The following is a 22,499-nucleotide window of genomic DNA, read 5'->3' as shown; positions in this document are numbered from 1 at the left end:
GCCGCACTTGTCCCCGCCTTCCCGATTGGCTACGTCCCTGCAGTCCCGGCGCGAGGCCGGGAGCGGCGCGTTTGAAGGCGAGACTGCCATGCACGACATCAAGTGGATCCGTGAGGAGCCGAACGGGCTCGTCAATGCGCTGGTGCGGCGCGGGACGTCGGCAGACGAGGCGCAGGCGCTGGTCGACGGGCTGATCGCCCTCGATGAGACCCGCCGCTCCGGCATCGGCAGGCTGGAGGAGCTTCAGGCCCGCCGCAACGCCGCCTCGAAGGAGATCGGCGCCGCCAAGAAGGCCGGTGAGAACGACCGGGCTGAGGCGCTGATGGCCGAGGTCGGGGCGTTGAAGACCGACATTCCCGCGCTGGAGGAAGAAGTGAAGGCCGCCGAGGGCGAGCTACACGCTCGGCTTTCCGCCATCCCCAACGTGCCGCTCGCCGAGGTGCCGCTTGGCAAGGACGAGCACGACAACGTGCCCTATGACGCGCAGCCGCACCCGGAGGTGCCGGGCAGCGCGCTGGCGATGCCGGCGATCCGCGACTACGCCTTCACGCCGAAGCAGCATTTCGAGATCGGCGAGGCGCTCGGCCAGATGGATTTCGAGGCCGCCGCCAAGCTCTCCGGCGCGCGCTTCGTGGTGCTGAAGAACCGGCTGGCGCGTCTGGAGCGCGCCATCGGCCAGTTCTTCATCGACACCCACACCGAAGAACACGGCTACATGGAAGTCGCGCCGCCGATCCTCGTCAACGACGAGGCTATGTTCGGCACCGCGCAGCTGCCGAAGTTCCGCAACGACCAGTTCCGGGCCGACGCCATCGTCGATGTGAGCTATGACTGGGATTATTTTCGCGAGAAGTATCCCGGCTTCCGCGACGCTTGGCGCGAGATTCTCAATGCGCGTCTCGGCGCGGACCAGCAGAGGCTGGACGTGCTTGTCCACGGTCTGTCCGGCCATATCGCGACTGAGGATTGGGCCGCGCTGCACGACGCCATGAGCGGCCGCAATCTCTGGCTCATCCCCACCGCCGAGGTGCCGCTGACCAATCTGGTACGGGAGAGCATCCTCTCGGAAGACGAACTGCCGATGCGCCTGACCGCGCTCACGCCTTGCTTCCGCGCCGAGGCGGGGTCGGCGGGGCGCGACACGCGCGGCATGATCCGCCAGCACCAGTTCAACAAGGTGGAGATGGTCGCCATCACCACGCCGGAGAAGGCGCTGGAGGAGCAGGAGCGCATGCTCGCCTGCGCCGTGGCGGTGCTGAAGAAGCTCGGCCTGCACCATCGCGTGGTGACGCTGTGCACCGGCGACATGGGCTTCGCCTCCGCGCGCACCTTCGACATCGAGGTGTGGCTGCCGGGGCAGGGCGCCTATCGCGAGATTTCCTCGGTCTCCACCTGCTCGGACTTCCAGGCCCGGCGCATGAATGCGCGTTACCGCCCGAAGGATTCGAAGGGGCCGCGCTTCGTCAACACGCTCAACGGTTCGGGCGTCGCGGTCGGGCGCGCCATGGTGGCGATCCTCGAGAACTACCAGAACGAGGACGGCTCGGTCACGGTGCCCGACGTGCTGGTGCCCTATATGGGCGGCGTGACGAAGATCGAGAAGAACTGAGCCGGCCGCCCGGTGGCGTCATCCCGGAATCGCCGTCAGGCGATATCAGGGATCGCGTGCGGAATTGGCGAACGATCCCGGCCCTGTGGCTTCGCCTCCGGCCGGGATGACGTTGTGTGAAAGCTGAGGGGACATGATGCGCATCCTGGTGACGAATGACGACGGCATCCATGCCCCCGGCCTCGACGTCGCCGCCCGCATCGCGCGCGCTCTGTCGGACGATGTGTGGGTGGTGGCGCCGGAGACCGACCAGTCCGGCGTGTCGCACTCGCTCTCGCTGTCCGATCCGCTGCGGCTGCGGCAGGTGGAAGAACGCCGCTTCGCGGTGAAGGGCACGCCGACCGACTGCGTGATCATGGCGGTGCGGCAAATCCTCAAGGACGCAAAGCCCGATCTCGTGCTCTCCGGCGTCAATCGCGGCCAGAACGTCGCCGAGGATGTCGGCTATTCCGGCACGGTGGCGGGCGCCATGGAGGGCACGGTGCTCGGCATCCCCTCCGTCGCGCTGTCGCAGGCCTATGGCTTCGAGACCCGCAAGGCGCCGGCCTACGACGCCGCCGAGCACTGGGGCCCGAAGGTGATCCGCACCCTGCTCGACGAGGGACTGCCCGACGGGGTGCTGGTGAATGTGAACTTCCCCAACCGCCGCCCGGAGGAGATCGCCGGCATCGCGGTGACGGCGCAGGGCCGGCGCAACCAGGACCTGCTGCGCATCGACCAGCGGGCCGACGGGCGCGGCAATCCCTATTACTGGATCGCCTTCGAGAAGCGTATCTTCGAGACGGTGAACGGCTCCGACCTGCACGCGCTCGACGGCGGCTTCATCTCGGTCACGCCGCTGCGGCTGGACATGACCGACGAGCCGATGATGACCCGGCTGGCGCAGGTCTTCCGCCGCTGATCGCGCGCGAGGGAGTGTGCCGGTGAGCGCAGGCGAGAACGAGGACGCCATCGAGCGGGCGGCACTGCTGCTGGCGCTGCGCCAGCGCGGCCTGCGCGACCCGCAGGTGATGCGCGCCTTCGAGCAGGTGCCGCGCGAACTGTTCGTCGAGCCCGCCTTCCGCCGGCAGGCCTGGCGCGACCAGGCGCTCCCGGTCGATTGCGGCCAGACCATCAGCCAGCCGACCGTCGTCGCGCTGATGACCGAGGCGCTGGAGCTGAAGCCCGCGCACAGGGTGCTGGAAGTGGGTACCGGCACCGGCTACCACGCCGCGATCCTCGGCCATATCGCCGGCCATGTGGTGACGCTGGAGCGCTTCCGCACGCTGGCGGCGGCGGCGGCGCGGAGGCTCGCGGGGCTCGGCCTCTCCAATGTCGAGGTGTTCATCGCCGACGGCCTGCTGGGCTATCCCGCCGGCGCACCCTTCGACCGCATCGTGCTCAACGCGGCGGTGGCCGAGGTGCCGCCGGCCCTGTTCGGGCAACTGGCGCCGGACGGCATTCTGGTCGCGCCGGTCGGCCCGCCCGAGGGCACGCAGGTACTCACGCGCTACCGAAGGGGAATTGAAGGGCTGGAGCGGCGGGAACTCTCGCTGGTGCGTTTCGTGCCGATGCTGCCCGGAGTCGCCGCTGTGCTCTGAAATGGCCGGGAATCCGCCATTTTTCCTCGCTGTCCGCGACGGACTTAAGCCGGTGTTTACCTGTACGCCGCATTAATCCCGATGAGTCCAGCGTTCGGGTGGTGCGATGCGTAATCTTTTGTCGACGTCCGGTTCCGGCCCATTCTTGCGGCTGTCCATCGTTGCCCTCGTCGCCGGCGGTGCGGCAGCCTGCAGCTCGGATGCGAGCCGCTTCAACGACCCGAATTCCAATCCGTTCTCGGCCCAGAGCGCACCGTCCTATACGGGCTCGGTCGCCGCTGCGCCGACCGGCGCGGTGCAGGGCGGAGCGATTTCCAGCGCCCCGATCGCGCCCCCGGCCGGGCAGGCCGTTGCCGGCGCCTATCCCGGCCCCTACGGCACACCCTCTCCCTATGGCGCCCCCGCTGCTGGCGCCGCGCCCTATGGTGCGCCCCGCCAGCTCGCCTCTGCCACCCCGACCTACACGCCGCCGGCCCCGCAGCCGAGCTATGGCGGTACCCAGCCGCTCTACGGCACGCAGCCCCAGCCGCTCGCGGCGACGGCGCCCGCCCGTCCCGCGCCGCAGGTCGCCGCCGCCTCAAGCGGCGCCCATGTGGTCGCGCCCGGCGAGACGCTGAGCTCGATCGCCCGCAATTATGGCGTGACGCGCAGTGCGCTGGCCTCCGCCAACGGTCTCGATTTCAACGCGCAGGTGCGCACCGGCCAGAAGCTCGTCATGCCGGTCGCCGGCGGTCCGGCGACGCCCGCCCCGGTCGTCGCCGCCGCTCCCAAGCCGGCTCCGGCGCCCGTCCTTGCCGCCGCCAAGCCGGTGACCGCGCCCACCCCGGTCGCTACCGCCCCGGCCGCGGCCGCCGCCAAGCCGCAGACCATCGCGGCGGTGAAGCCGTCCGAGACTCCCGACGACATCCGCGCCGAGGCTTCCGGCCCGCAGTTCCGCTGGCCGGTGCGCGGGCGCGTCATCTCCGGCTTCGGGCCGAAGCCGGGCGGCCAGCAGAACGAGGGCATCAACATCTCGGTACCGGAAGGCACTTCGGTGAAGGCCGCCGAGGACGGCGTGGTCGCCTATGCCGGCAGCGAGCTGAAGGGCTACGGCAACCTCGTCCTCATCAAGCACGCCGACGGCTGGGTCACGGCCTACGCCAACAACAGCGCGCTCGACGTGAAGAAGGGCGACACGGTCAAGCGCGGCCAGGTGATCGCCAAGGCCGGCCAGACCGGCAACGTCACCTCACCGCAGCTGCACTTCGAGATCCGCAAGGGCTCGCAGCCGGTCGACCCGTCCCAGTATCTCGCCGGCCTCTAGCGGCCGGCCTCCCTCCGGCGCGACGTTCGGACCTTGGCGCCGGTCAGCGCGGGGCGGCAGGCGGTTCCGACAAGGACACCCCCAGCCGCCCCGCGACATCCTGCACATACTGCCAGGCGGTGCGGCCCGAACGGGCGCCGCGCGTGGTCGACCATTCCAGCGCCTCGCGGCGCAGCGTTTCCGTGTCGATCGGCACGCCGAAATAGGCGACATAGCCCTCGACCATGGCGAGATATTCGTCCTGGGTGCACTTGTGGAAGCCGAGCCACAGGCCGAAGCGGTCCGACAGCGACACCTTCTCCTCCACCGCCTCGCCCGGATTGATCGCGGTCGAGCGCTCGTTCTCCACCATCTCGCGCGCGAGGATGTGGCGGCGGTTCGAGGTGGCGTAGAAGATGACGTTTTCCGGCCGCCCCTCGATGCCGCCTTCCAGCACCGCCTTGAGCGACTTGTACGACGTGTCGTCGGCGTCGAAGGACAGGTCGTCGCAGAAGATGATGAAGCGGAACGGCGCCGCGCGCATCAGCGCCATCAGTGCCGGCAGCGATTCGATGTCCTCGCGGTGGATCTCCACCAGCTTCAGCGGCGGGCGGCCCTCGCCGGCGACGTCGCGGTTGACGGAAGCGTGCGAGGCCTTCACCAGCGAGCTTTTGCCCATGCCGCGCGCGCCCCACAGAAGCGCGTTGTTGGCCGGCAGGCCGCGCGCGAAGCGCAGCGTGTTGTCGACGAGCTGGTCGCGCGTGTGGTCGATTCCCTTCAGCAGCTCCATGTCGACGCGGGCGACGCGCGGCACGGGTTCGAGCCGGCGCTCCTCGGCGTGCCAGACGAAGGCGTCGGCCGCGTTGAAGTCGGCGGCGGCGGCGCGGCTCGGGGCGATGCGCTCCAGCGCCTCGGCGATGCGGGTGAGAACGGCGCCGAGATCGTCCGGTGTATGGCTCATGTTGGGCTCCTTCGTGGGCCCGGAATAGCCATAAGCGGGCGGGGCGACAAGCAGAACCGTAACGCCTGTTACTCCCTGTCGCGCCCGTGACGTCGCGTCGTGGCGAGGGCGTTTGCAATCGGCGGGCGCGTCAGTATAGTCCGCGCCGCTTCGCCGGGCCTTTCGCCCGCCTCTGATCGACGGACAAGGAACCGACATGTTCATCACGCCCGCCTTTGCGCAGACCGGCGCCCCGGGTGGCACCGACATGCTGATGTCGCTGCTGCCCTTCGTGCTGATCTTCGTCATAATGTATTTCCTCATTCTGCGCCCGCAGCAGAAGAAGGTGAAGGCGCACCAGGAACTGGTGAAGAACGTGCGCCGCGGCGATACCGTCGTGACCACGGGTGGCCTCATCGGCAAGGTGGCGCGCGTGATCGACGATTCCGAGATCGAGCTGCAGGTCGCCGAGGGCGTGAAGATCCGCCAGATGCGCGGCCTGATTTCCGAGGTCCGCGCCAAGGGCGAGCCGGCCAAGGAAGAAGGCGAATCCTGACGCTTACCTCTTGCGGCCGATCCGCCACGGGCGGCCGGAAGGAACCCCATGCTTTACTTCTCGAAATGGAAGGCCATCGCGATCGTCGCGGTCTCGGCCATCATCTGTCTGATGGTGGTTCCGAGCCTGCTGCCGACGAAGGCCTATGACCACCTGCCGGGCTTCCTTCAGCGCAAGATCGTGCTCGGTCTCGATCTGCAGGGCGGCTCCTACATCGTCCTTCAGGTCGACTCTGCCGAGGTCCGCACGGCGCGGCTGGAGCAGCTGCGCGACGATGCGCGGCGCGTCCTGCGCGATGCCAAGGTCGGCTATACCGGCCTCAACATCCAGGGCGATGCCGTGCAGGTGCGAGTGCGCGACGGCCAGGATGTCGAGGCGGCCTACACCCAGCTTCGCACGCTGGCGCAGCCCATCGGCGGCGCGATGGCCACGACCGGCCAGCTCGACACCGATGTGACGCGCGACGGCAACCTGATCTCGCTGTCGCCGACCTCGACCGGCGTGCAGGCGCGCACGATTCAGGCGGTGTCGCAGTCCATCGAGATCATCCGCAAGCGTATCGACCAGCTCGGCACCACCGAGCCCTCGATCCAGCGCCAGGGCGCCGACCGCATCCAGGTCCAGGTGCCGGGCTTGCAGGATCCCTCGCGCCTCAAGGCGCTGCTGGGCCAGACCGCCAAGCTGACCTTCCGCCTCGTCGACAACACGATGAGCCCGCAGCAGGCGCTGCAGGGCCGTCCGCCGGCTGGCACCGACGTGCTCTATTCGGACGGCAACCCGCCGGTTCCCTACCTGATCGAGCAGCGCGTGCTGGTCGCCGGCGAGGACCTGACCGACGCCCAGCCGGGCTTCGATCCCACGACGCGCGAGCCGGTCGTCACCTTCCGTTTCAACACCAACGGCGCGCGCCGTTTCGCGGAAGCAACGCAGGCCAATGTCGGCCGGCCCTTCGCCATCATCCTCGACAACAAGGTGATCTCGGCGCCGGTGATCCGCGAGCCGATCCTCGGCGGCTCGGGCCAGATCAGCGGCAATTTCTCCGTTCAGGAAGCCAACGACCTCGCCATCCTGCTGCGCGCCGGCGCCCTGCCGGTGCCGTTGCAGGTGGTGGAGGAGCGCACGGTCGGCCCCGGCCTCGGCGCCGATTCGATCCGCGCGGGCCTGATCGCCTCCATCGTCGGCGCCGTCGCCGTCGCGCTGTTCATGATCGCCACCTACGGCATCTTCGGCGTGGTGGCGGTGCTGGCGGTCGCGGTGAACGTCGGCATGATCTTCGGCGTGCTGGCCATGCTCGGCGCCACGCTGACGCTGCCCGGCATCGCCGGCGTGGTGCTCACAGTGGGCATCGCGGTCGATTCGAACGTGCTGATCTATGAGCGCATCCGCGAAGAGGCGAGGGCGGGCCGGTCGGCCATCTCCGCCATCGACGCCGGCTTCACCCGCGCGCTGGCGACCATCCTCGATTCGAACATCACCACCTTCATCGCGGCGGCGGTGCTGTTCTATGTCGGTTCGGGCCCGGTGCGCGGCTTCGCCATCACCTTCGGCATTGGCATCATGACGACCGTCTTCACCGCCTTCACCCTGACCCGCCTGATGGTGGCGCTCTGGGTCCGCTGGCGGCGCCCCCAGCGCGTGCCGATCTGAGAAAGGCGAGCACCCCCATGCGTCTGCTCCGCATCGTACCGGACGACACGACATTCGACTTCATCCGCTTCCGGCGCATCAGCTTCCCGATCTCGGCGCTGCTGTCGATCGTGGCGCTGGCGGCCTTCCTCACGCTCGGGCTGAATTTCGGCATTGACTTCAAGGGCGGCACGCTGCTCGAGGTGCGCTACCCGAACAGCACGCTGAACATCGCCGACGTGCGCTCCAAGCTGGAGGCGCTCGATCTCGGCGAGGTGCAGATCCAGGAGATCGGCAGCGACGGCGAAGTGCTGATCCGCGTCGCCCAGCAGCCGGGCGGCGAGCAAGCGCAGCAGGCCGTGGTCGGCAGGGTCCGCGCCACGCTCGGCGAGGGGGTCGAGTACCGCCGCATCGAGGTAGTCGGCCCGCGCGTCTCGCAGGAACTGCTGAGCTACGGCATCGTCGGCCTGATGCTCGCCGTGGTCGCGATCCTCATCTATCTGTGGTTCCGCTTCGAGTGGCAGTTCGCACTCGGCGCCTCGATCGCCAACTTCCACGACATCGTGCTGACCATCGGGTTCATGGCGATCTTCCGGATCGACTTCGACCTGACCAGCGTCGCGGCCCTGCTGACCATTCTCGGCTACTCGCTGAACGACACCATCGTCATCTATGACCGCATCCGCGAGATGCTGCGTCGCTACAAGAAGATGCCGACGGACGAGCTGCTGAACGCGTCGATCAACTCCACGCTCTCGCGCTCGGTGATCACCCATGTCACCGTCACGCTGGCGCTGCTGGCACTGGTGCTGTTTGGCGGCCGGGCGATCCATTCCTTCTCGGTCACGATGATGTTCGGCGTGGTGCTGGTCGGCACCTACACCTCCATCTTCATCGCCTCGCCGCTGCTGATCTATCTCGGCGTGACCACGCGCACGCTGGCCGAGCGTGCGGAGAAGGAAGCCGCGTCCAAGGTCGAGCGTCTCGCGCCCTGACGGCAGGCGCCGCCGGACAGAGCGAGAGCGGGTGAGGGAACGCCGATGGCGACAGCAGACGCCCATCTGCCGTACCAGGTGCCGATCGACGGCTATGGCCGGGGCTCGTTCCATTTCGCCGGCATGGCCTCGGACGGCTCCGTCCTCGCTTTGCCGAGCGGGATTCACGCCTGGGCGCCGCGCGCGCCCGGCGAGATCGATGCGGCAGCGCTCGCGCCCGTGCTCGCGCAGGCGGGCGTCATCGAGCTGCTGATCATCGGCACCGGGCTGGACCCGTGGCCGATTCCGGATGCGCTGCGCTGGCGGCTGCGTGACGCCGGCATCGCGGCCGATGCGATGCCGACCCGCGCGGCGGCCTCCACCTACAACGTGCTGCTGGCGGAAGGGCGCGCCGTCGCCGCCGCCTTGCTGGCGCTGCCATGAGCGCCTCCGGCCCGATGCCGGCGGCCGACTACTGCGCCGCTCTCGTCCGCGACCTCGACCGCGACCGCTACATCGCCGACCTGTTCGCCCCGGCGGACCGGCGCGGCGCGCTGTTCGCCCTGCACGCCTTCAACATCGAGGTGTCGCGGGTGCGCGAGGCCATCACCAACCCGATGGCGGGCGAGGTGCGGCTGCAATGGTGGAGCGAGGCGCTGATCGGCAACGGGCGCGGCGACGTGCGCGCCAACCCGGTCGCCGGCGCCCTGCTCGACGCGATCGACACCTACCGCCTGCCGCGCGAGACCTTCTTCGCGCTGCTCGACGCGCGCATCTTCGATCTCTACGACGACCCGATGCCGACGGTGAACGACCTTGAGGGCTATGCCGGGGAGACGTCCTCGGCCCTGATCCGGCTGGCGACGTTGATTCTCTCAGGCAGCGCCGGGGCCGCTTCCGCCGAGGCGGCCGGCCATGCCGGCGTCGCCTATGCGGTGACGGGCATGCTGCGCAGCTTTCCCATCCATGCCCGGCGCGGCCAGTGCTATGTGCCGCTGGATGTGCTGAAGGCGCATGGGCTGACGCGGGACGATGCCGTCTCGGGGCGCACGAGCCCGGCACTGGCGGCCGCGCTCGGCGATCTGCGCGCGCTGGCGCGGCGCCATTACGAGGCGGCGCTGGAGGCACTCTCCGGCGTCGCGCCGGCCGAACTGCCGGCCTTCCTGCCCCTGATGCTGGTTCCGGGCGATCTGGCGGCGCTGGAGCGGCCGCACGACCCGTTCCGCTCCGTGCCGGCGACCTCCGCGCTCGGCCGCCTGTGGCGGCTCTGGCGCGGGGCGGGGGCCCTGCGGCGGGCGGCGAAGGGCGGCTAGGCCGCCCCGGATCAGTTCAGTTCAGTTCGACGTGCCCTTGGCGACGCGGTCGAAGGCCTGAAGCCGCGCGATCAGGTCCTCGAACTGGCTGAGCGGGACCATGTTCGGCCCGTCCGACGGGGCCTTGTCCGGGTCGGGATGGGTCTCGACGAAGACGCCGGCGACGCCGACCGCCACTGCCGCCCGCGCCAGCACCGGCACGAATTCGCGCTGGCCGCCGGAGGAGGTGCCCTGCCCGCCCGGCTGCTGCACCGAATGGGTGGCGTCGAAGATCACCGGCGCGCCGGTCGTCTCCGCCATGATCGGCAGCGCCCGCATGTCGGTGACCAGCGTGTTGTAGCCGAAGGAGACCCCGCGCTCGGTGACGAGCACGTTGGAGTTGCCGCTCTCGGTGAGCTTGGCCACCACGTTCTTCATGTCCCACGGCGCCAGGAACTGGCCCTTCTTGACGTTCACCGTCCGGCCGGTGGCGGCAGCGGCGATCAGAAGGTCGGTCTGGCGGCACAGGAAGGCGGGAATCTGGAGGATGTCGACCACCTCGCCGACGGGCGCGCACTGGTCGTTCTCGTGCACGTCGGTCAGTACCGGCATGCCGTAGCGCTCGCGGATCTCGGCGAAAACGGGCAGGGCGGCTTCCATGCCCATGCCGCGCGCGCCCTTGATCGAGGTACGGTTGGCCTTGTCGAAGGATGTCTTGAACACCACGCCGATGCCGCGCCGGACCGCGATCTCCTTGATCGCGGCGGCGCATTCGAGCGCGTGCTCGCGGCTTTCCATCTGGCAGGGGCCGGCGATCAGCGCCAGCGGCAGGTCGTTGCCGAAGCGCACATTGCCGACGGACACAACGGAATTGGCGCGCTCGCCGCTCATGGGATCGTTCCTCGGGAGGGGCGCGGCGTCAGAGCACGCCGGCGCGCAGGATGTCGTGGATATGGAGGATGCCGACCGGCGCGTCCTCGGCGACCGCGAAGACGACCGTTACCGGCCGGCGGTTCATCAGCCCCAGAGCGGCGCTGGCGAGGTCGGCCGGACGCACGACGAGCGGGGCGCGCGTCATGACGTCCTCGACCGGCAGGGCGAGCAGATCGCCGCCCATGTGCCGGCGCAGGTCGCCATCGGTGACGATGCCGGCGAGCCGGCCCGCGTCGTCGACGACGCCGCAGCAGCCGAATCGCTTGCCGGTGATCTCGATCAGCACCTCGCTCATCGGCGTGCCGATCTGCACCAACGGCATCTCGGTGTCCTGGTGCATGAGGTCGGCGACCTTGAGCAGCCGCGCCCCGAGCTTGCCGCCGGGATGGAAAATGCGGAAATCCGAGGCCGAGAAGCCGCGCCGCTCCAGCAGCGCCACCGCCAGCGCGTCGCCGAGGGCGAGCTGCATCAGGGTGGAGGTGGTGGGGGCGAGACCGTTGGGGCAGGCCTCCTCGACGCGCGGCAGCACCAGCGCGACGTCGGCGGCGCGGCCCAGCGTGCTGTCGGCATTGGAGGTGATGGCGAGCAGCGGCACGGCGAAGCGGCGGGCATAATGCACCACGTCGCCAAGCTCGGCGGTCTCGCCGGACCAGGAGATGGCGAGCAGCACGTCGTCCGGCGTTACCATGCCGAGATCGCCATGGCTCGCCTCGGCGGCGTGCAGGAACAGGGCCGGGGTGCCGGTGGAGGCGAGGGTGGCGGCGAGCTTGCGGCCGATATGGCCGCTCTTGCCCATGCCGGTGACGATGACGCGCCCGCGCGCCCCTTCGATGAGGCCGGTCGCGCGCTCGATGGCATCACCCAGCTCGCCCTCGACCGATGCGCTGAGGGCGGCGAGGCCCTTGGCCTCGATGACGAGGGTGCGGCGCACGCTCTCGCGCAGCGCCTCGTCCCGGCGGGGCGCGTCGGTGACGGAAATGTTCTGCGACTGGGCCACGCCCAAGGCCATTCTCCCTTGCTTGCGGCGACCGGCCGGCGCGAACGCCCCGGTGCGCCCGTCAGGGCCACGCCCGCCGGTCAATAAGCGCCAATCGTCCGGGATGCAATGGAGAGGGGCGGGCGAGGCGCGGGCGAGGCGTGCGCGAACGCCGCGGCGGGAACCGAACACCGCCCGGCCACGTTGTGACCGGCGGCGCATGGCGCGGTCCGTCGGGGGTGGTGAATGAACATGGTGCGGAGCGTCAGGGACGCGGCAGGCGGCGCTCCGCCTCTCGGCCCGGTGGAGGGCCGCAATGAGCGCCTGTGGCGACGGGTCACGCAGGTCGCGGTCATCGCCGCCTGCGTCGTCATTCTCGCCGCCGCCCTGGTGGTGGCGCGGGCGGTGCTGATCCCGATCGTCGCGGCGGTGATCATCGGCAGCGTCATCGGCCCGGCGATCGAGGGCATGTCGCGCCGGGGCATTCCGACCGCACTCGGCGCGACGTTCATCGTGGCGGCGATGATCGGCCTTCTCTACGGCACGGCGCTGGCGCTGGCCGGCCCGCTCGCCGACTGGATCGCGCGCGGACCGGAAATCGGCGGCATCCTTCAGGATCGCTTCGCCGCGCTGAAGCCGGGTCTTCAGACCATCTCCTCCTTCGTCGGTTCGATCCAGTCCATCGGCCGCGTCGCCGAGCCGCCGATGGTGGTGGAGGTGGCCGATTCGCAGATGCTGGAGAGCGTGGTCACGCTGGTGACGCCGCTGATCGGCGAGTTCATCCTGTTCCTCGGCTCGCTGCTGTTCTTCCTGGCCGGGCGCGTGCAGATCAAGCGCCGGGTGGTGAAGGTCATGACACCCCGCACGACCCGGCTCGCCACGCTGCGGGTGTTCCGCGAGATCGAGGGGCGGCTGGGCGCCTATCTCGTCACCGCGACCTTCATCAATATCGGCCTCGGCGTCGCCACGGGCGCGATGACCTGGGCGCTCGGCCTGCCGAATCCGCTCCTGTGGGCGGTGCTGGCCTGCGTGCTCAACTACATTCCCTATGTCGGCCCGGCGGTGATGACGGTGATTCTTGCCCTGGCGGGAATCGTGACCTTCCCCGGATTGGTGCAGGCGCTGCTGCCGGCGGTCGCCTTCCTCGTCATCACCAGCATAGAGGGGCAGTTCCTCTCGCCGCTGATCGTCGGCCGGCGCGTGTCGCTCAATCCGTTCGCGGTATTCCTCTCCATGGCGCTGTGGACCTGGCTGTGGGGCCCGGCCGGCACATTCCTCTCGGTGCCGCTGCTGATCGCGGCCATGGCGCTCGTCGACGGCATGCTCGCGCGGCGGCGTCCGCAACTGCCCGGCTGATACTAATCGTGGGAAGCCGGGTGGACACGCTTGACACCCGGCGGGGGCTGCCTTAACACCCGCCGCACTCGACGCGCGGCCCAACGGCCCGTCGTTGGGGGTGTAGCTCAGTTGGTTAGAGCGCCGGCCTGTCACGCCGGAGGTCGCGGGTTCGAGCCCCGTCACTCCCGCCATTCAATTCCCCTACCTCATCCCCGCCAGACCACCGCATCGCCTGTCGGCATGTCCGCGTGCCGCCACGTCGACGGGCGCCGCTCAGCAGGCTCGAGGCCGGCGTGGGGAGGGCAGGGCAGGGTTTGCACCTTTTTTGCCCTTCATGACGCGAAATGCCTGTGCGTCATTGGCCTGACACAGTCGCGCCGCCGGCATTTCGCCCCCTATCATCGGCGTGGGGTTACCGGCGAGGGGGCAGTCATGGACACGATCATTGATTTCCTGAACACGATCTTCTGGGGCTATGTGCTGATCTACGGCCTGCTCGCCGTGGGCATCTATTTCACGGTGCGGCTCAGGCTGGTCCAGATCATCCACTTTCCTGAGATGATCCGTTCGGTGATGGGGGCGTCCGAGAGCGACCACGCCGGCATCACGCCGTTCCAGGCGCTCTGCACCAGCCTCGCCTCGCGCGTGGGCACGGGCAACATCGCCGGCGTCGCGGTGGCGCTCTATCTCGGCGGTCCCGGGGCGATCTTCTGGATGTGGATCGTCGCCGGGCTCGGCATGGCCACCGCCTTCGCCGAGAGCACGCTGGCGCAGCTCTACAAGATCAAGGACGAGGAGGGGCACTATCGTGGCGGCCCGGCCTTCTACATCGCCCGGGGGCTGAAGGCGCCGTGGGCGGGGGCGGTGTTCTCGGTCTGCCTCATCCTGTCCTTCGGCCTCGTCTTCAACGCGGTGCAGGCCAATTCGATCGCCGACGCGATGGAGGGGGCGTTCGGCATGCCGAAGCTCACCAGCGGCATGATCCTGGCGGCAATGACCGGCGTGATCATCTTCGGCGGCATCGCCACCATCGCCCGCGTGGCGGAGATCGTGGTGCCGTTCATGGCGGTGGGCTATCTCGGCGTCGCGCTGTTCGCGGTGTTCATGAACCTCAGCGAGGTTCCCGCCGTCTTCGGGCTCATCTTCGAGAGCGCGTTCGGATTCGGCTCGGCAGCCGGCGGCGTCGCCGGATCGGTGGCGGCGGCCATGCTGAACGGCGTCAAGCGCGGCCTGTTCTCGAACGAGGCCGGGATGGGTTCGGCGCCGAACATCGCCGCCGTCGCCACGCCCGATCCGCATCACCCGGTCAGCCAGGGCTTCGTGCAGTCGCTGGGCGTGTTCATCGACACCATCCTGATCTGCACGGCGACGGCGCTGCTGATCCTGCTGTCGGGTGCGCTGGTGCCGGGCTCGGGCCTGACGGGCACGCAGCTTACCCAGGCGGCGATGAGCCATCACATCGGCTGGGTCGGGCCCTATTTCGTGGCGGTGGCGATCTTCTTCTTCGCCTTCACCTCGATCATCGGCAACTACTCCTATGCCGAGAACGCGCTGGTCTATCTCGGCGTCGGCGGCCGCTCCGGCCGGGCGGTGCTGCGGCTGGCGGTGCTCGCGATGGTGGTCTGGGGCGCCTATGAATCGGTCGCGACCGTCTTCAACGCCGCCGACGCCTCCATGGGCCTGATGGCGACGGTGAACCTGATCGCCATCGTCCTGCTCTCCGGCCTCGTGGCGCGGCTCACCCGCGACTATCTCGAGCAGCGTCGGGCCGGCAAGAAGCCGCGCTTCACCGCGAGTTCGATGCCGGACCTCGCCGGGCAGATCGACCCCGACATCTGGAGCCGGCCCTGAGATACGCCCGCCGGCGGGAGATTCGCGCCGCCGGCGGGCCCTCGGCTGAAATGTCCGCTGAGCGGCCGGGCGGCTCCCGGCCGCCGACGGGCATCGCCTGCGGGAGCGCGGCGCGGTGACGCGCCCGAGCGGGGTGCCGGTGCCGCCGCGCGCGGCGTGCCGGTTTGCCCGGGCGCGGTGACGCGCGGGGCGCCAGTTTTAAGCGACGCGTTCTGTTGATTGCCTAGAATCTACACGCGTTGACAGCGAGATGCCCTCGGCGGCGCAATGCTCGCCTGCAAGCTGTGAATTCTGTATACCAGACCGACGCGATTGGCCCCGGATGCCCTTGCCTCGGTCAGAACGGTGCGATAAGCCTGCCGCGTGCTTTGAATATTTCGCAACTGCGATAGCACCATCGATGACGTATGCTGGCACGGGAGGATCCCATCCATGAGCAGCCTGCTGCAGGATTATCTGCCCGTCGTCATCTTCATCGGCGTTTCGGCGGTCATCGGTCTCGCGCTTCTCGTCGCGCCGTTCTTGGTCGCCTTCAGCCGGCCCGATCCGGAGAAGATGTCGGCCTATGAATGCGGCTTCAATGCGTTCGACGACGCGCGCATGAAGTTCGACGTCCGGTTCTATCTGGTCTCCATCCTCTTCATCATTTTCGACCTTGAAGTCGCATTCCTGTTTCCCTGGGCGATTACGTTCCGGGAGCTGGGCGGCTTCGGCTTCTGGTCGATGATGGTGTTCCTCGGCGTGCTGACCGTCGGTTTCGTTTACGAGTGGAAGAAGGGAGCGCTCGAATGGGATTGAGCGCGAATAGCCCTCTCGTCGCCCCGGCGGCCAGGGGAATCATCGACCCCAACACGGGCAGGCCGGTCGGCGCGACCGATCCGTTCTTCGTCGAGATCAATGCGGAGCTGGCCGACAAGGGCTTCCTGGTCACCGCGACGGACGAGCTCATCAACTGGGCGCGCACCGGCTCGCTGATGTGGATGACCTTCGGTCTCGCCTGCTGCGCGGTCGAGATGATGCAGACCTCGATGCCGCGCTACGACGTGGAGAGGTTCGGCTTCGCTCCCCGCGCGTCTCCGCGCCAGTCCGACGTGATGATCGTGGCCGGCACGCTGACCAACAAGATGGCCCCGGCGCTGCGCAAGGTCTACGACCAGATGCCGGAGCCGCGCTACGTCATCTCGATGGGCAGCTGCGCCAATGGCGGCGGCTACTACCACTATTCCTATTCCGTCGTGCGCGGCTGCGACCGCATCGTGCCGGTGGACATCTACATTCCCGGCTGTCCTCCGACGGCGGAGGCGCTGCTGTACGGCGTGCTGCTGCTGCAGAAGAAGATCCGCCGCACCGGAACGATCGAGCGCTGAGGGTTCGAGGCGAAATGGACGAGACGCTGAAAGAGCTGGGCGCGCATGTGCAGGAAGCCCTCCCCGGCGCGATCGAGGAGGTCGTGTTCGCACATGGCGAGCTGACGCTGGTCGCTGACGCCGCGCAGGTGATCCGCGTGCTCACCTTCCTGCGCGACGACCCGTCCAGCCGCTTCGTCAGCTTCATCGACGTGTGCGGCGTGGACTACCCCAAGCGCGACAAGCGTTTCGACGTGGTCTACCACCTGATGTCGCCCACCTTGAATGCCCGCGTGCGCATCAAGGTCGCCACCGACGAGACGACCCCGGTCGCCTCCGCCACGGCGGTGTTCCCGGGCGCCTTCTGGTTCGAGCGCGAGGCGTTCGACATGTACGGCATCCTGTTCTCGGGCCATCCCGAGCTGCGCCGGATCCTCACCGATTACGGCTTCGACGGCTATCCGCTGCGCAAGGACTTCCCGACTACCGGCTTCGTCGAGGTGCGCTATGACGACGAGCGCAAGCGCGTGGTCTACGAGCCGGTGAAGCTCGCCCAGGAGTTCCGCAACTTCGACTTCCTGTCGCCGTGGGAGGGGCCCGAATACGTGCTCCCGGGCGACGAGAAGGCAACCGCCCCGAAGGCGGGCTGAGGCGAGGTCCGAGCGATGAACGCACCCGGCAAGATCGACCCCAACGTCCGCAACTTCCAGATCAATTTCGGTCCGCAGCATCCGGCTGCGCACGGCGTGCTGCGCCTCATCCTCGAACTCGACGGCGAGATCGTCGAGCGCGTCGACCCGCATATCGGCCTGCTCCATCGCGGCACCGAGAAGCTGATCGAGGCCAAGACCTATCTTCAGGCCGTGCCCTATTTCGACCGGCTCGACTATGTCGCGCCGATGAACCAGGAGCACGCCTTCTGCCTCGCGGTGGAACGGCTGCTGGAGATCGAGGTGCCCAGGCGCGGCCAGCTCGTGCGCGTGCTCTATTCCGAGATCGGCCGCATCCTCTCCCACATGCTGAACGTGACGACGCAGGCGCTCGACGTCGGCGCGCTCACCCCGCCGCTGTGGGGCTTCGAGGAGCGCGAGAAGCTCATGGTGTTCTATGAGCGCGCCTCCGGCTCGCGCATGCATGCGGCCTATTTCCGGCCCGGCGGCGTCCATCAGGACCTGCCGCGCCAGCTCGTCGAGGACATCCTCGCCTGGACGCACACCTTCCCGGCCTTCATGGACGACCTTGAAAGGCTGCTCACCGACAACCGCATCTTCAAGCAGCGCAATGTCGATATCGGCATCGTGTCGCTGGAGGACGCGTGGGCGTGGGGCTTCTCCGGCGTGATGGTGCGCGGCTCGGGCGCCAAGTGGGACCTGCGCCGCTCGCAGCCCTACGAGTGCTATGACGAGCTCGATTTCTCGATCCCGATCGGCAAGAACTGCGACAATTACGACCGCTACTGCATCCGCATGGAAGAGATGCGGCAGTCGGCCTACATCATGCGCCAGTGTTGCGAGCGCCTGCTGAAGGAGACCGGCCCGGTCTCGGCGGTCGACAACAAGATCGTCCCGCCCAAGCGTGGCGAGATGAAGCGCTCGATGGAATCGCTGATCCATCACTTCAAGCTCTACACCGAGGGCTTCCACGTCCCCGCCGGCGATGTCTACGCCGCGGTCGAGGCGCCCAAGGGCGAGTTCGGCGTCTATCTCGTCGCCGACGGCACCAACAAGCCCTATCGCTGCAAGATCCGCGCACCCGGCTTTGCGCATCTTCAGGCGATGGATTTCCTCTGCCGCGGCTACATGCTCGCGGACGTCTCGGCGATCCTCGGGTCGCTGGACATCGTGTTCGGAGAAGTGGACCGCTGAGTCCCGCAGGGGCTGGCGGTTCGATCGGAAGGGTACGGCATGTCTGTCCGTAGGCTTGCGCCAAAGGCGGTTCAGCCCGAGAGCTTTGCTTTCACGGCTGAGAATCTCGCCTGGGCCGAGAAGACCATCGCGAAATACCCGGCCGGCCGTCAGGCCAGCGCGGTGATCCCGCTGCTCATGCGCGCGCAGGAGCAGGCGGGCGGCTGGGTTTCCGAGCCGGCGATGCGCTATGTCGGCGACATGCTCGGCATGGCACCGATCCGCGTCTACGAGATCGCCACCTTCTACACCCAGTTCCAGCTCAACCCGGTGGGCGCCAAGGCGCATATCCAGGTCTGCGGCACCACGCCCTGCATGCTGCGCGGCGCCGGCGACCTCATCAAGGTCTGCCAGCGGCGCATCCATGAGGAGCCGTTCCACGTCTCCGAGAACGGCGCGCTGTCCTGGGAAGAGGTGGAGTGCGCGGGCACCTGCGTAAACGCGCCGATGGTGCAGGTGTGGAAGGACGTCTACGAGGACCTGACTCCTGAGGATCTGGAGAAGATTCTCGACGCCTTCGAGCGCGGCGAGCACCCGACGCCCGGCCCGCAGAACGGCCGCGTCACCTCGGCGCCGGTCACCGGCCTGCGCGTGCTGACCTCGCCGGAACTGTTCGACGGCTCCATGGTCGGGCAGGGCGCGGGTCTCGCGCTCGCCCGCGAGGCGATTGCCGCGCGCGCCAACGGGGCCGCCACGCCGCCCGCGCCGCCCCCGGCCGCGGCTGCCGCTGCGCCTCCGGCCCCGCCGAAGAGCGATCCGGCTCCTGCCGCGCCGCCACCCGCCAAGGCGGTCGAGGCCGCCGGCAATGCCGATAGCGAGAAGCCGTCCAAGCCCGTCGCGCCGCCCCCGGGCGGCAAGGTGGATTGAGGAGCGAACCATGCTTGCCGACAAGGATCGCATCTTCACCAACATCTACGGCCACCATGACTGGGGGCTGCAGGGCGCGCTGAAGCGCGGCTCGTGGGATGGCACCAAGACCATTCTCGACGCCGGGCGCGACTGGATCATCGAGCACATGAAGGCCTCGGGCCTGCGCGGGCGCGGCGGCGCCGGCTTCCCGACCGGCCTCAAGTGGTCGTTCATGCCGAAGAACAATGACGGGCGCCCGCACTACCTCGTTGTCAACGCCGACGAGTCCGAGCCGGGCACCTGCAAGGATCGCGAAATCCTGCGCCACGACCCGCACCATCTGGTCGAGGGCTGCCTGATCGCCGGCTTCGCCATGGGCGCGCATGCCGCCTACATCTATGTGCGCGGCGAGTTCATCCAGGAGCGCGAGAACCTGCAGGCGGCAGTCGACCAGGCCTATGAGGCCCGGCTGATCGGCAAGAACAACGTGCATGGCTGGGACTTCGACGTCTTCGTCCACCACGGCGCCGGCGCCTATATCTGCGGCGAGGAAACCGCGCTGCTGGAGAGCCTCGAGGGCAAGAAGGGCCAGCCGCGCCTCAAGCCGCCGTTCCCGGCCAATGTGGGCCTGTATGGCTGCCCGACGACGGTCAACAACGTCGAGTCCATCGCGGTGGCGCCGACCATCCTGCGGCGCGGCGCGGCGTGGTTCTCCTCCATCGGCCGCCCGAACAATGTCGGCACCAAGCTCTATGGCATCTCCGGCCATGTGAACACGCCCTGCGTCGTCGAGGAGGCGATGGGCATTCCGTTCAAGGAGCTGATCGAGAAGCATGGCGGCGGCGTGCGAGGCGGCTGGGACAATCTGCTGGCGATCATCCCCGGCGGCGCGTCCTGCCCGATCGTCCCGGCCGACCAGTGTGCCGACCTGATCATGGACTTCGACGGCTGCCGCGCGGTGAAGTCGAGCTTCGGCACCGCCGGCGTGCTGGTGATGGACCGCTCCACCGACGTGGTGAAGGCCATCGCCCGCATCTCCTACTTCTTCCGCCATGAGAGCTGCGGCCAGTGCACGCCGTGCCGCGAGGGCACCGGCTGGATGTGGCGCGTGCTCGACCGCATGGTCGAGGGCCGCGCGCAGAAGCGCGAGATCGACCTGCTGCTTCAGGTCACGACGCAGGTCGAGGGCCACACCATCTGCGCGCTCGGCGACGCGGCGGCGTGGCCGGTGCAGGGCCTGATCCGGCATTTCCGTTCCGAGATCGAGCGGCGGATCGACCAGTATGCGGCGAACCCGCATTCCGATCCCGTCCCGGTTCCGGTCGCGGCGGAGTAGAGAGCATCATGGCCAAGATCATCGTTGACGACATCGAGCTTGATGTTCCGCCGGAGTACACGCTGCTCCAGGCGTGCGAGGCGGCTGGCGCGGAAATTCCGCGCTTCTGCTTCCACGAGCGCCTGTCGATCGCCGGCAATTGCCGCATGTGTCTTGTCGAGGTGAAGGGCGGCCCGCCCAAGCCGACCGCGAGCTGCGCCCAGAATGTGCGCGACTTGCGCCCCGGCCCGAATGGCGAGCCGCCCGTCATCCTCACCAAGTCGCCCATGGTGAAGAAGGCGCGCGAAGGGGTGATGGAGTTCCTGCTCATCAACCACCCGCTGGACTGCCCGATCTGCGACCAGGGCGGCGAGTGCGACCTGCAGGACCAGGCCATGGCCTATGGCGTGGACACCTCCCGCTATGCCGAGAACAAGCGCGCGGTCGAGGACAAGTATATCGGCCCGTTGATCAAGACCTCCATGACCCGGTGCATCCAGTGCACCCGCTGCGTGCGCTTCACCACCGAGGTGGCGGGCGTGGCCGAACTCGGCGCCATCGGGCGCGGCGAGGACATGGAGATCACCACCTATCTCGAGGCGGCGCTCTCCTCGGAACTGCAGGGCAACGTCGCCGACCTGTGCCCGGTCGGCGCGCTCACCCAGCGCCCCTACGCCTATCACGCCCGCCCGTGGGAGCTGGTGAAGACCGAATCCGTCGACGTGATGGACGCGGTCGGCTCCAACATCCGCATCGACACGCGCGGCCGCGAGGTCATGCGCGTCCTCCCGCGTCTCAATGAGGACGTGAACGAGGAGTGGATCTCCGACAAGACTCGCTACATCTGGGACGGGCTGAAGACCCAGCGCCTCGACCGCCCCTATGTGCGCGTGGGCGGCAAGCTGAAGGCGGCGAGCTGGCCCGAGGCCTTCGCCGCCATCGCCGCGAAGGTGAAGGGCGTGCCGGGCAACCGCATCGGCGGCCTCGTCGGCGATCTCGCCTCGGTCGAGGAAGCCTTCGCGCTCAAGTCGCTGCTGGCGGCCCTCGGCTCGGCCAATATCGACGCGCGCCAGGACGGCGCCAAGCTCGATCCCTCGCTCGGGCGCGCCTCCTACCTGTTCAACGCCGGCATCGCCGGCATCGAGCAGGCCGACGCACTGCTGATCATCGGTTCCAACCCGCGCCTCGAGGCGAGCGTGCTCAACGCCCGCATCCGCAAGCGCTGGCTGCAGGGCAATTTCCCCATCGGGCTGATCGGCGAACATGTCGACCTGACCTACCCCTATGACTATCTCGGCGCCGGCTCCGACACGCTGCTGGATCTCGTGGGCAGCGGGACCTTCGCAGACACGCTCAAGGGCGCCCAGCGCCCGCTCATCCTGGTCGGGCAGGGCGCTCTCGCCCGTGCGGACGGGGCGGCGGTGCTGGCGCTGGCGGCGCGGCTCGCGGTGGCGGTCGGCGCGGTCAAGGACGGCTGGAACGGCTTCAGCGTCCTGCATACCGCTGCTTCCCGCGTGGGCGCGCTCGACATCGGCGCGGTGCCGGGCGAGGGCGGGCTCGACGCGGTGGCGATGACCAATCCGGGCGGCGTCGACGTGCTGTTCTCGCTTGGCGCGGACGAGATCGACATCGCCCCCGGCGCCTTCGTGGTCTATCTCGGCACCCATGGCGACCGCGGCGCCCATCGCGCCGACGTGATCCTTCCCGGTGCGGCCTATACCGAGAAGTCCGGCACCTATGTGAACACGGAAGGGCGGGCGCAGCTCACCAATCGCGCCGCCTTCCCGCCGGGCGAGGCCCGCGAGGACTGGGCGGTGCTGCGCGCGCTCTCCGACGCGCTCGGCCAGCGCCTGCCTTTCGACAGCCTCGGCGAACTGCGTGCCGCGCTCTACAAGGCCTATCCGCACCTCGCGCGGGTCGACCATTTCGAGCCGGCCGACGCGGCGGCGGTGATCGCCCTCGCGGGCACCACCGGCACGCCGGCCAGCGGCCCGTTCAAGGCCGCCGTCACCGATTTCTACCTCACCAATCCGATTGCCCGCGCGTCCGCCGTAATGGCCGAATGTTCCGCGCTCGCGCATAGCCGCCTCGCGGCGGCGGCCGAGTGAGGGGAGGGAGAGCATGACCG

General features: G+C 68.7%; 21 protein-coding genes and 1 tRNA gene. 19 read left to right on the top strand and 3 right to left on the bottom strand.

The window, feature by feature from the left end:
• The first annotated feature begins 88 nt into the window (after positions 1 to 88).
• The 4 genes from serS to GBB76_RS04975 all read left to right on the top strand — a co-directional run bounded on the left by serS (position 89) and on the right by GBB76_RS04975 (position 4,492).
• On the top strand, positions 89 to 1,609 hold the full coding sequence (gene serS, locus GBB76_RS04990; protein ID WP_152302275.1) for a serine--tRNA ligase: 1,521 nt from the start codon (positions 89 to 91) through the stop codon (positions 1,607 to 1,609).
• A 136-nt stretch (positions 1,610 to 1,745) separates the two neighbouring features.
• Complete coding sequence (surE, locus tag GBB76_RS04985) at positions 1,746 to 2,510, top strand: 5'/3'-nucleotidase SurE (protein WP_152304750.1); 765 nt, start codon at positions 1,746 to 1,748, stop codon at positions 2,508 to 2,510.
• Between the two features lie 22 nt (positions 2,511 to 2,532).
• The gene (locus GBB76_RS04980) at positions 2,533 to 3,189 is read left to right on the top strand and encodes a protein-L-isoaspartate(D-aspartate) O-methyltransferase (protein ID WP_152302274.1); all 657 of its coding nucleotides are present in this window, start codon (positions 2,533 to 2,535) and stop codon (positions 3,187 to 3,189) included.
• A 106-nt stretch (positions 3,190 to 3,295) separates the two neighbouring features.
• Positions 3,296 to 4,492: a M23 family metallopeptidase gene (locus tag GBB76_RS04975; RefSeq protein WP_152302273.1), complete on the top strand. Its 1,197-nt coding sequence runs from the start codon at positions 3,296 to 3,298 to the stop codon at positions 4,490 to 4,492.
• 43 nt (positions 4,493 to 4,535) lie between these two features.
• Here the strand turns inward: GBB76_RS04975 and GBB76_RS04970 are convergent, their stop codons facing one another.
• Complete coding sequence (locus tag GBB76_RS04970) at positions 4,536 to 5,432, bottom strand: ATP-binding protein (RefSeq protein WP_152302272.1); 897 nt, start codon at positions 5,430 to 5,432, stop codon at positions 4,536 to 4,538.
• 196 nt (positions 5,433 to 5,628) lie between these two features.
• Here GBB76_RS04970 and yajC point away from each other — a divergent pair, with 196 nt between their 5' ends.
• Genes yajC through GBB76_RS04945 form a run of 5 tightly spaced genes read left to right on the top strand, consistent with a single transcriptional unit; the run spans position 5,629 to position 9,880 of the window.
• Positions 5,629 to 5,967 carry a preprotein translocase subunit YajC gene (gene yajC, locus GBB76_RS04965; protein WP_152302271.1) on the top strand — a complete coding sequence of 113 codons (339 nt, stop codon included), beginning with the start codon at positions 5,629 to 5,631 and terminating at the stop codon, positions 5,965 to 5,967.
• 48 nt (positions 5,968 to 6,015) lie between these two features.
• A complete protein-coding gene (secD, locus tag GBB76_RS04960; RefSeq protein ID WP_152302270.1) occupies positions 6,016 to 7,614 on the top strand; it encodes a protein translocase subunit SecD in 1,599 nt (532 codons plus the stop codon).
• Positions 7,615 to 7,631: 17 nt separating this feature from the next.
• The gene (gene secF, locus GBB76_RS04955; RefSeq protein WP_152302269.1) at positions 7,632 to 8,588 is read left to right on the top strand and encodes a protein translocase subunit SecF; all 957 of its coding nucleotides are present in this window, start codon (positions 7,632 to 7,634) and stop codon (positions 8,586 to 8,588) included.
• 45 nt (positions 8,589 to 8,633) lie between these two features.
• Positions 8,634 to 9,011: an Mth938-like domain-containing protein gene (locus tag GBB76_RS04950; RefSeq protein ID WP_152302268.1), complete on the top strand. Its 378-nt coding sequence runs from the start codon at positions 8,634 to 8,636 to the stop codon at positions 9,009 to 9,011.
• Complete coding sequence (locus tag GBB76_RS04945; protein WP_152302267.1) at positions 9,008 to 9,880, top strand: phytoene/squalene synthase family protein; 873 nt, start codon at positions 9,008 to 9,010, stop codon at positions 9,878 to 9,880. The genes GBB76_RS04950 and GBB76_RS04945 overlap by 4 nt, the downstream gene beginning before the upstream one ends.
• A gap of 21 nt (positions 9,881 to 9,901) precedes the next feature.
• Here GBB76_RS04945 and kdsA read toward each other — a convergent pair whose 3' ends face one another.
• Complete coding sequence (gene kdsA, locus GBB76_RS04940; RefSeq protein WP_152302266.1) at positions 9,902 to 10,750, bottom strand: 3-deoxy-8-phosphooctulonate synthase; 849 nt, start codon at positions 10,748 to 10,750, stop codon at positions 9,902 to 9,904.
• Between the two features lie 28 nt (positions 10,751 to 10,778).
• Positions 10,779 to 11,789, bottom strand: coding sequence for an SIS domain-containing protein (locus GBB76_RS04935; RefSeq protein ID WP_246669097.1), 1,011 nt, complete (start codon positions 11,787 to 11,789; stop codon positions 10,779 to 10,781).
• Positions 11,790 to 12,014: 225 nt separating this feature from the next.
• Here GBB76_RS04935 and GBB76_RS04930 point away from each other — a divergent pair, with 225 nt between their 5' ends.
• The 10 genes from GBB76_RS04930 (at position 12,015) to nuoG (ending at position 22,479) form a co-directional block, all read left to right on the top strand.
• The gene (locus tag GBB76_RS04930) at positions 12,015 to 13,124 is read left to right on the top strand and encodes an AI-2E family transporter (protein ID WP_152302264.1); all 1,110 of its coding nucleotides are present in this window, start codon (positions 12,015 to 12,017) and stop codon (positions 13,122 to 13,124) included.
• A 96-nt stretch (positions 13,125 to 13,220) separates the two neighbouring features.
• Positions 13,221 to 13,297 (top strand) — tRNA-Asp (locus GBB76_RS04925).
• 241 nt (positions 13,298 to 13,538) lie between these two features.
• Positions 13,539 to 14,957, top strand: coding sequence for a sodium:alanine symporter family protein (locus GBB76_RS04920; protein ID WP_162375481.1), 1,419 nt, complete (start codon positions 13,539 to 13,541; stop codon positions 14,955 to 14,957).
• Positions 14,958 to 15,389: 432 nt separating this feature from the next.
• On the top strand, positions 15,390 to 15,755 hold the full coding sequence (locus GBB76_RS04915) for an NADH-quinone oxidoreductase subunit A (protein ID WP_152302262.1): 366 nt from the start codon (positions 15,390 to 15,392) through the stop codon (positions 15,753 to 15,755).
• Complete coding sequence (locus GBB76_RS04910; RefSeq protein WP_152302261.1) at positions 15,746 to 16,324, top strand: NADH-quinone oxidoreductase subunit B family protein; 579 nt, start codon at positions 15,746 to 15,748, stop codon at positions 16,322 to 16,324. The genes GBB76_RS04915 and GBB76_RS04910 overlap by 10 nt, the downstream gene beginning before the upstream one ends.
• A gap of 14 nt (positions 16,325 to 16,338) precedes the next feature.
• The gene (locus GBB76_RS04905) at positions 16,339 to 16,953 is read left to right on the top strand and encodes an NADH-quinone oxidoreductase subunit C (RefSeq protein ID WP_152302260.1); all 615 of its coding nucleotides are present in this window, start codon (positions 16,339 to 16,341) and stop codon (positions 16,951 to 16,953) included.
• A 15-nt stretch (positions 16,954 to 16,968) separates the two neighbouring features.
• Entirely contained in the window at positions 16,969 to 18,168 is a 1,200-nt protein-coding gene (locus tag GBB76_RS04900) for an NADH-quinone oxidoreductase subunit D (protein ID WP_152302259.1), read from the top strand.
• A gap of 39 nt (positions 18,169 to 18,207) precedes the next feature.
• Complete coding sequence (gene nuoE, locus GBB76_RS04895) at positions 18,208 to 19,074, top strand: NADH-quinone oxidoreductase subunit NuoE (protein WP_152302258.1); 867 nt, start codon at positions 18,208 to 18,210, stop codon at positions 19,072 to 19,074.
• Between the two features lie 10 nt (positions 19,075 to 19,084).
• The gene (nuoF, locus tag GBB76_RS04890) at positions 19,085 to 20,392 is read left to right on the top strand and encodes an NADH-quinone oxidoreductase subunit NuoF (RefSeq protein ID WP_152302257.1); all 1,308 of its coding nucleotides are present in this window, start codon (positions 19,085 to 19,087) and stop codon (positions 20,390 to 20,392) included.
• An 8-nt stretch (positions 20,393 to 20,400) separates the two neighbouring features.
• Positions 20,401 to 22,479 carry an NADH-quinone oxidoreductase subunit NuoG gene (gene nuoG, locus GBB76_RS04885; RefSeq protein ID WP_152302256.1) on the top strand — a complete coding sequence of 693 codons (2,079 nt, stop codon included), beginning with the start codon at positions 20,401 to 20,403 and terminating at the stop codon, positions 22,477 to 22,479.
• The last annotated feature ends 20 nt before the right edge of the window (positions 22,480 to 22,499 follow it).

Origin of the sequence: Ancylobacter sp. TS-1, assembly GCF_009223885.1 — a bacterium.
In the GTDB taxonomy this organism is placed as follows: Bacteria; Pseudomonadota; Alphaproteobacteria; order Rhizobiales; family Xanthobacteraceae; genus Ancylobacter.
The sequence above is the reverse complement of the archived record's forward strand: the minus strand, read 5'-3'. Positions and strand labels throughout refer to the sequence as shown.